The sequence below is a fragment of the Vibrio sp. V08_P9A1T1 genome (genome assembly GCF_963874405.1).
Taxonomy (GTDB): Bacteria; Pseudomonadota; Gammaproteobacteria; order Enterobacterales; family Vibrionaceae; genus Vibrio; species Vibrio anguillarum.
Genome location: NZ_CAWNIB010000063.1, coordinates 1 through 7,923, shown reverse-complemented (window position 1 = coordinate 7,923; position 7,923 = coordinate 1). Strand labels below are relative to the sequence as shown.

At 43.1% G+C, this 7,923-nt stretch carries 7 protein-coding genes and 1 pseudogene; 7 read left to right on the top strand and 1 reads right to left on the bottom strand.

What is annotated here, in order from left to right; translation table 11 throughout:
* A pseudogene (locus AACT21_RS03520) lies at positions 1 to 635 on the bottom strand (site-specific integrase); the annotation flags it as partial.
* Positions 636 to 731: 96 nt separating this feature from the next.
* Here AACT21_RS03520 and dusA point away from each other — a divergent pair.
* The 7 genes from dusA (at position 732) to AACT21_RS03485 (ending at position 7,777) form a co-directional block, all read left to right on the top strand.
* A complete protein-coding gene (gene dusA / locus AACT21_RS03515) occupies positions 732 to 1,775 on the top strand; it encodes a tRNA dihydrouridine(20/20a) synthase DusA (protein ID WP_445285939.1) in 1,044 nt (347 codons plus the stop codon).
* A gap of 211 nt (positions 1,776 to 1,986) precedes the next feature.
* Complete coding sequence (pspG, locus tag AACT21_RS03510) at positions 1,987 to 2,196, top strand: envelope stress response protein PspG (RefSeq protein WP_026027454.1); 210 nt, start codon at positions 1,987 to 1,989, stop codon at positions 2,194 to 2,196.
* Positions 2,197 to 2,295: 99 nt separating this feature from the next.
* The gene (locus tag AACT21_RS03505) at positions 2,296 to 2,952 is read left to right on the top strand and encodes a TIGR04219 family outer membrane beta-barrel protein (RefSeq protein WP_019282801.1); all 657 of its coding nucleotides are present in this window, start codon (positions 2,296 to 2,298) and stop codon (positions 2,950 to 2,952) included.
* A 166-nt stretch (positions 2,953 to 3,118) separates the two neighbouring features.
* A complete protein-coding gene (locus AACT21_RS03500) occupies positions 3,119 to 3,349 on the top strand; it encodes a hypothetical protein (RefSeq protein WP_038149123.1) in 231 nt (76 codons plus the stop codon).
* A gap of 96 nt (positions 3,350 to 3,445) precedes the next feature.
* Positions 3,446 to 5,299: an assimilatory sulfite reductase (NADPH) flavoprotein subunit gene (locus tag AACT21_RS03495; RefSeq protein WP_094164086.1), complete on the top strand. Its 1,854-nt coding sequence runs from the start codon at positions 3,446 to 3,448 to the stop codon at positions 5,297 to 5,299.
* Positions 5,299 to 7,032 carry an assimilatory sulfite reductase (NADPH) hemoprotein subunit gene (gene cysI / locus AACT21_RS03490; RefSeq protein ID WP_094125278.1) on the top strand — a complete coding sequence of 578 codons (1,734 nt, stop codon included), beginning with the start codon at positions 5,299 to 5,301 and terminating at the stop codon, positions 7,030 to 7,032. Before AACT21_RS03495 ends, cysI begins: the two co-directional genes overlap by 1 nt.
* On the top strand, positions 7,025 to 7,777 hold the full coding sequence (locus tag AACT21_RS03485; RefSeq protein ID WP_013857904.1) for a phosphoadenylyl-sulfate reductase: 753 nt from the start codon (positions 7,025 to 7,027) through the stop codon (positions 7,775 to 7,777). The genes cysI and AACT21_RS03485 overlap by 8 nt, the downstream gene beginning before the upstream one ends.
* Positions 7,778 to 7,923: the final 146 nt, after the last annotated feature.

Below are 7,923 nucleotides of genomic sequence, written 5' to 3'. Positions count from 1 at the left end.
TCCAGAATATCTAAATACGGGATATGGGCAGCACGATGTTCTTGTCTTTTCTTAAGTTCTATCTTGAGTCTTTCCAACTCTGACGTTGCAGGGCGTCGGCTTCTTCGGTTTGATTTGGCGATTAGATTGTGTTGATAAAGAGTATAGTAAGCTTCCTGTACGACAGAATCGTTAACATCTATATCAAAAACTGGCTTTGCTGCTTTAAGAACACTGCGAAGATATGAAATATCACCGGATACTGTTTGAGGACTGGTCCCTGCGTCATTACGATCTTTACAGTGCTGAACTAGGTTGGCAACGGTCAACTTGTTCGCTTGGATTTTTGCTAATTCTGTATCGATTAGCATGTTGAGACCGTAACGTTTTGAACGACCAATACTTTGCGCAATGTGAGGTTCATTTAAGTACATGATGATCAGTTCTCGAAGAGTGACTTCCGGGGATTTGCCTGGTAGGCCATGCGTTTCGAGTTTGGATACAAGCGCTGTGCCCCATGCTTTTGCGTCGGCTTTTTTCCCGAAAGTACGAGATTCACGATATACTACTTCATTACCTTTTTTTAATCGAACAACACATCTATATCGCAGCACCCCTTTGCTAGTTTTACGTTTCTCCAATGTAAAGCTGGCCATCTATGGTTCCTTGATAGTTGTTTGAATGCATGCCCCATATATTATGGGATACATATGGGGCACGCAATAGCGAAAAATGATTGAGAATAATTGAAAATGAATCGAGAACAGAAAATACATAATTCTTTGCAAAATATAGACTTGTCTAGTAATATTGATGTGTCAAAGAGTTGGAGATTTAGCGTGGCTCCCATGCTCGATTGGACAGATCGCCACTGCCGATATTTTCATCGCTTGCTGTCCTCGCAAACGTTACTGTACACCGAGATGGTCACGACAGGCGCGATCATTCATGGTAAAGGGGACTTCTTGGCTTACAACGAGGAGGAACACCCAGTAGCGTTACAATTGGGTGGTTCAAATCCACAAAATCTCGCTCATTGTGCCAAACTCGCCCAGCAGTATGGGTATGATGAAGTTAACCTCAATGTGGGTTGTCCGTCTGATCGCGTCCAGAATGGTCGTTTTGGTGCTTGTTTAATGGCTGAGCCGCAACTGGTGGCGGATTGCGTTGCAGCGATGAAATCAGTAGTTGATATTCCGGTAACCGTGAAGACGCGCATTGGTATTGATGACATGGATTCTTATGAATTTTTGACTGATTTTATTTCATTGGTATCAGAGAAAGGGGGCTGTGAACAGTTTACTATTCATGCGCGTAAGGCGTGGCTTAGTGGTTTGAGCCCAAAAGAGAACCGTGAAATACCGCCGTTAGATTACTCACGGGCATATCAGCTGAAAAAAGATTTCCCACATTTAGTCATTGCTGTGAATGGCGGTGTCAAAACCTTAGCTGAAGTCAGTGAGCATTTACAGCATCTTGATGGCGTAATGATTGGACGGGAAGCTTATCAAAGCCCTTATTTGTTGGCGGAAGTGGATCAGACCATTTTTGGTATGGATACGCCGATTAAAAAACGTTCTCAAATTATTGAAGAGATGTTTCCTTATATTGAACGTCAATTAGCTCAGGGGTCTTACCTTGGCCATATTACCCGCCATATGTTAGGTATGTTCCAAAATATGCCAGGTGCTCGTCAATGGCGACGTTATATCAGTGAGAATGCGCATAAGCCCGGTGCGGGAATTGAAGTCGTGCAAGCGGCATTAGCAAAAATTCCGAAAGAGTTGAATGTGTAAAAATTACCAACTTAAGTGGTGATTTTTACCAACAATAGAAAGGCTAAATGACTCGGTGTTATTTGGCTTTTTTTATTGAAATAAATATTGCTTTTCAAGTGCTTGATTGGCCAAGAAACTGTGATTTTTTTAGTCTTGACTTGAAATCAGAGGTGGTGATAACAAGTTGGCTCGATATCTGCTAGTGGTAAGAGAAACGGAGGAAAGCATCATGTTTGAACTTATTTTCTTATTGGTTTTTATTGCAACTTTATTGGCGACAGGCATCACTTTGGCGACTGTGTTTATTGCGACGGTCATGGGCTTCATAGTATTGGCATTACTAGGCATGATTGGAGTGATGTTTAAGCTACTACCTTGGATCATTGTGATTGTTTTGGGGGTCTGGTTCTTCCGTCATGTGGTGTACACCCCTCGCTAATGTGGCAGTCAACGAAACGTTAACTCACTTCAGGAATATGCTACTATCGCGTTCAATTAAGAACATGCATTAGTAGCGAATAAATAGGGAGCAATAGGGATGAATAAACCAATTTGGTTAGCGTTGGTCAGTGTGGCAATGATGATGTCAACCGCATCGGTTCAAGCAGAATCATTTTATCGTGGAGAAGTTGGCGCTGACATGTGGTGGGGCAGCACTAAAATCGACAATACTCGTCGTGATGATGTGAAGACACCTTCAATCCACGTTGCTTTTGAGCATCAGCTACCTTATTTGCCCAATGCGAGTATTCGTTATACTACGCTTGAGGCGGATTATGCATCCTTTGATAAGTACGACTATACCTTGTATTACAATCTGTTAGAGCGACAGTTAATGTCGTTCGATGCGGGTGTTACATTCACTCAATATAGTGGTTCTCAGTATCAAGCACCAGATAGCTTGAAGTACAGTTTTGATAAGACGACTTTTAACTGGTATGCCTATGCCACAATTAAAATTCCCAATACCCAAGTTGATGTGATTGGGCAGTTTGATTTTGGTGATAGTGGCGGAATTAAAAGCGCAGATGTACTAGCGGGTTTGCAGTATTCCATACCTATTCGTGCTGGTAATGTCGCATTGCGTGGCGGCTATCGTGTGATTGATCTTGAATTCACCGAACTTGACCCAAAAACGAAAAACTCATTTGTCTTTGTTGATGGTTGGTTCTTGGGGGCTGAATTTCAATTTTAAGTATCGATTCGATACTTACGCGCTAAATGCATTTTCCATAAAACGCTACCTCTACAAGGTGGCGTTTTTTATAACTGATAATTATATTATTGTGCAATTTCTTAGCAGAATAAGCAAAATGTACCATGCTTAATTCACGAGTGAATAATGTGAAAATGGTGTGGTGATGACGATTACCGAGTTAAGGGACTTGTATCGTGAGAACAAGCTTATCGAAGCCATTATTGAACCTTCTTTCCAAGAAGGGCATTGGATAGTCGAGTTTCGGCATTGCCGTGGTGGGTTCGTGCTATTAACCGATTCTCAGGGTGACGAATGCCAGTATACCGATCTGGATCTTGCCTCTAAATCGGCTATGGAGGTGGGTTTTAAGCAAGTTCGAGTCGAGTCTAAATGAGAGAATTAAGCGTAATGCCTACTTCCAAAAAGTTATAAAACATACTTATCTATTCTTTCTTGTTATTAAAGAGAGTGGTTAATCTATTGTCACGCAATGAATAGGGAAGTCGTGACCATGTCTTCAGGAAATACCATACCCCAAGAGCTAGCCAGTTTAGCTAGCCCACTCAATGACGCGCAACTGAACGGGTTGCAGCGTACTATTTCAGAACTTTCCCCGCAGCAGCTTGCTTGGGTTAGCGGATATTTTTGGGGCCTCAGTCAGTCTCAAGCATCAAGTATTTCTACTTCCAGCTCACAAGCAGCCACTTTAGTATCAATGGAGCCTGCGACTCAATTAACCATTATTTTCGCTTCTCAAACAGGCAATGCAAAAGGCCTTGCTGAAGGATTGGAAAGAGAAGCTCAGGCTGCCGGTATCGCGGTTCAATTATTCGATGCGAGTGATTACAAGGGCAAAGATCTTGCGAAAGAAACGCATGTTATTTTTGTTGCATCGACCAATGGCGAGGGCGAAGCCCCTGACAATGCATTAGCGCTGCATGAATTTTTACAATCCAAGAAAGCGCCGAAATTACCTCACTTGCAATATGGTGTGATTGGCTTAGGTGACTCCAGTTATGAATTTTTCTGCCAAACGGGTAAAGATTTTGATGCATTTTTAGAGCAGCTTGGTGCCAAACGTTTTATTGAGCGAGTGGATTGCGACGTTGATTACGAACATCAAGCCGCCGAGTGGAAAGCCAAAGCATTAGCAGTGGTAAAAGAAGCTTTTGCAAGTACGTCTACGCAAGTTGTGCAATTACCCGTGAGTCAAACCACGAGTCATCTATCTCAATACAGTAAGCAAAATCCTTACAGTGCGACTTTACTGACGAGTCAAAAAATTACTGGGCGAGATTCAGGAAAAGAGGTGCGCCACATTGAAATTGACTTGGGTGAGTCAGGTATAACGTATCAGTCTGGGGATGCGCTTGGAGTATGGTATGAAAACGATACAGAGTTAGTCAATGCCGTGTTATCTGCGACTGGGCTATCGGGTGTCGAAAGTGTTGACGTCGATGGCGAAAGTTTATCCATCCATAGTGCTTTAATGCATAAATATGAAATTACGGCTGCAAATCCTCAGATGGTGACCAAGTTTGCTGAGTTATCTGGTTGTACGAAACTGCTTGAGCTGGTGGAGGATAAAGAGAAGCTCAGATTGTACGCGAGCCATCATCAAGTGATTGATGTACTGCGAGAGAAACAAACTAAACTGACGGCCCAAGCGCTACTCTCTTTATTACGTCGTTTAACGCCGCGTCTTTATTCTATCGCATCAAGTCAAAGCGAAGTTGAAGATGAAGTGCATCTTACAGTCAGCATTGTTCAGTATACACACCAAGATGAGCACCGTTTTGGGGGAGCGTCCAGTTACCTTGGCCAGCGCTTAGAAGAGGGCGACAAGGTAAAGGTTTTCATTGAACACAATAATAATTTCAAACTACCGCAAGATGATAATGTGCCTATTATCATGATTGGTCCTGGCACCGGAATTGCGCCATTTCGTAGCTTTATTCAAGAGCGTGATAACCGTGAAGCAAAAGGAAAAAACTGGCTGTTTTTTGGTGATCGTACATTTACTCAAGATTTTCTCTATCAAGTTGAGTGGCAAAAATATCTGAAATCCGGTGTGCTGAGTCGTCTAGATGTGGCGTTTAGCCGTGATCAGCATGAGAAAGTCTACGTTCAGCATCGATTACTTGAACAATCCGAACTGGTTTGGCAATGGATTCAAAACGGTGCGTATCTTTATGTCTGTGGTGATGCAACGCACATGGCGAAAGATGTGCATGATGCACTAATTGTTATTGCACAGCAGCAAGGTGGGTTATCACGTGAACAGGCAGAGACATATATCAACGATCTGCGCAAAGCAAAACGTTATCAAAGGGATGTGTACTAATGAGCACCAAACAACAATCTAATCATCAAGAAGTATTAGGACAAGAGCTAGGCCCATTGTCAGATAACGAGCGCTTGAAACGTGAAAGTCACTTTTTACGTGGGACGATCGAGCAAGATCTGCAAGATCACATCACAGGTGGCTTTAGTGCTGACAACTTTCAGTTGATTCGCTTTCATGGCATGTATCAACAAGACGATCGCGATATTCGTAACGAACGTGCAAAACAAAAGTTAGAACCTCTGCACAATGTGATGTTACGTGCGCGCATGCCTGGCGGGATCATCACGCCGAAACAATGGCTAGCGATAGATAAATTTGCAACTGAGCACAGCCTATATGGCAGCATTCGTTTAACCACTCGCCAAACCTTTCAGTTTCACGGGGTATTGAAGCCTAATATTAAATTGATGCATCAAACGTTAAACAGCATTGGTATTGATTCGATTGCCACAGCGGGTGATGTGAACCGTAACGTACTGTGTACGTCCAATCCTGTGGAGTCTGAACTGCATCAGGAAGCTTACGAATGGGCGAAGAAGATTTCGGAACATCTGTTACCTAAAACGCGCGCTTATGCCGAAATTTGGTTGGATGGTGAAAAACTAGAAACTACAGATGAAGAGCCGATTTTAGGTAATAACTACTTACCGCGGAAGTTCAAAACGACAGTGGTTATTCCGCCCCAAAACGATGTGGATGTACATGCCAACGATTTAAACTTTGTTGCGATTGCCGAACAAGGTCGGTTAGTTGGTTTTAATGTGCTGGTGGGTGGCGGCCTAGCCATGACGCACGGTGATACTTCTACTTACCCGCGTCGTGCTGATGATTTCGGATTTATTCCTTTGGATAAAACCTTAGAAGTCGCCGCCGCTGTGGTTACGACTCAGCGTGATTGGGGAAACCGGTCTAATCGTAAAAATGCAAAAACTAAATACACACTCGACAGAGTGGGCGTCGATGTGTTCAAAGCCGAAGTTGAAAAGCGTGCTGGTATTGAGTTTGCGGTCAGCCGTCCTTACGAGCTTACAGAACGTGGTGATCGGATTGGGTGGATTGAAGGTATCGATGGTAAGCATCATTTAACACTTTTCATCGAAAATGGTCGTTTACTCGATTTCCCTGATAAACCGCTAAAGCGTGGTGTGGCAGAAATTGCTAAAATCCACCAAGGTGATTTTCGTATGACGGCCAATCAAAACCTCATCGTAGCGGGAGTACCTGCTGTACAAAAAGCTACGATTGAGCAGATTGCGCGTCAGCATGGTTTGATCAATGACAATGTGAGTGAGCAACGTAAAAATTCGATGGCGTGCGTCTCTTTCCCTACGTGCCCATTAGCTATGGCTGAAGCGGAACGTTTCCTCCCTCAATTTGTAACGGATGTAGAGACGATTCTACAAAAACATGCGTTACCTAAAGAAGAAAACATTATCTTACGTGTCACAGGTTGTCCGAACGGATGTGGCCGAGCCATGTTGGCTGAAATTGGTTTAGTTGGTAAAGCTCCCGGTCGCTACAACCTACATCTTGGCGGCAATAGAGCGGGCACTCGTGTGCCTAAAATGTATAAAGAAAACATTACCGATAAACAGATCCTAGAAGAAATTGACCATCTAGTCGGCCGCTGGGCGCTAGAGCGTCAATCCAATGAGGGTTTTGGCGATTTCACCATTCGCACCGGCATTATAGAAGAGGTGATCATCTCTAAGAGAGATTTCTATGCTTGAAGTACCAGTAGTTCCTAAATTGTCCGAGTTATTGGCGCTAACAAAAGTAGAGCAAACGTTACGCCTTGCCCCATTAAATGCTTATCTCGAAACGTTAACAGCACAGCAGCGGGTCATGTGGGCGATTGAGAATCTAGAAGGAACCCATGCGCTTTCTTCTAGCTTTGGCATTCAAGCCGCATTGATGCTGCATCTGGTTTCTAGCGTAAAAAGCGATATACCAGTGGTATTGACGGATACGGGCTATTTATTTCCTGAAACATATCAATTTATTGACCAGCTCACGGATCACCTGAATCTCAATCTGCATATCTTCAGCGCTACGATAAGTCCATCATGGCAGGAGGCGCGTTACGGTAAACTTTGGGAACAAGGCGTTACTGGCATTGAACAATACAATCACCTTAATAAAGTAGAACCGATGCGAAGAGCGTTAGATGAACTAGATATTGGTACTTGGTTTTCTGGCCTACGCCGAGAGCAATCACAATCGCGGGCGACATTACCTATTTTAGCGATTCAAAATGGTGTGTTTAAATTCCTACCTGTGATTGATTGGACAAATAAAGATGTACATTATTATCTGCAAGAAAATCACCTGCCGTATCATCCATTGTGGGAGCAAGGTTACCTTTCAGTTGGTGACACTCATACCACTCGTAAATGGGAACCGGGAATGAATGAAGAAGAAACGCGTTTCTTCGGCTTAAAAAGAGAGTGTGGTCTTCATGAAGAGAATAACTAAGGAGATGATGCAGGTATTTAATCTTCTATATAGTGTAAAAAAGAAATGAGTGAAACGGAAAAAGCGTCTGAAGGCGCTTTTTCTACGTTTGAAAAGATAAAAATTACAGCTAATGTGTATAACTCTGTGGGTAACATGTTTACTTG

Coding starts and splice junctions, on each gene's coding strand:
- AACT21_RS03495 (WP_094164086.1), top strand. CDS start 3,446: ATGAATAGGGAAGTCGTGACCATGTCTTCAGGAAATACCATACCCCAA.
- AACT21_RS03500 (WP_038149123.1), top strand. CDS start 3,119: ATGACGATTACCGAGTTAAGGGACTTGTATCGTGAGAACAAGCTTATC.
- AACT21_RS03505 (WP_019282801.1), top strand. CDS start 2,296: ATGAATAAACCAATTTGGTTAGCGTTGGTCAGTGTGGCAATGATGATG.
- pspG (WP_026027454.1), top strand. CDS start 1,987: ATGTTTGAACTTATTTTCTTATTGGTTTTTATTGCAACTTTATTGGCG.
- dusA (WP_445285939.1), top strand. CDS start 732: ATGAATCGAGAACAGAAAATACATAATTCTTTGCAAAATATAGACTTG.
- AACT21_RS03485 (WP_013857904.1), top strand. CDS start 7,025: ATGCTTGAAGTACCAGTAGTTCCTAAATTGTCCGAGTTATTGGCGCTA.
- cysI (WP_094125278.1), top strand. CDS start 5,299: ATGAGCACCAAACAACAATCTAATCATCAAGAAGTATTAGGACAAGAG.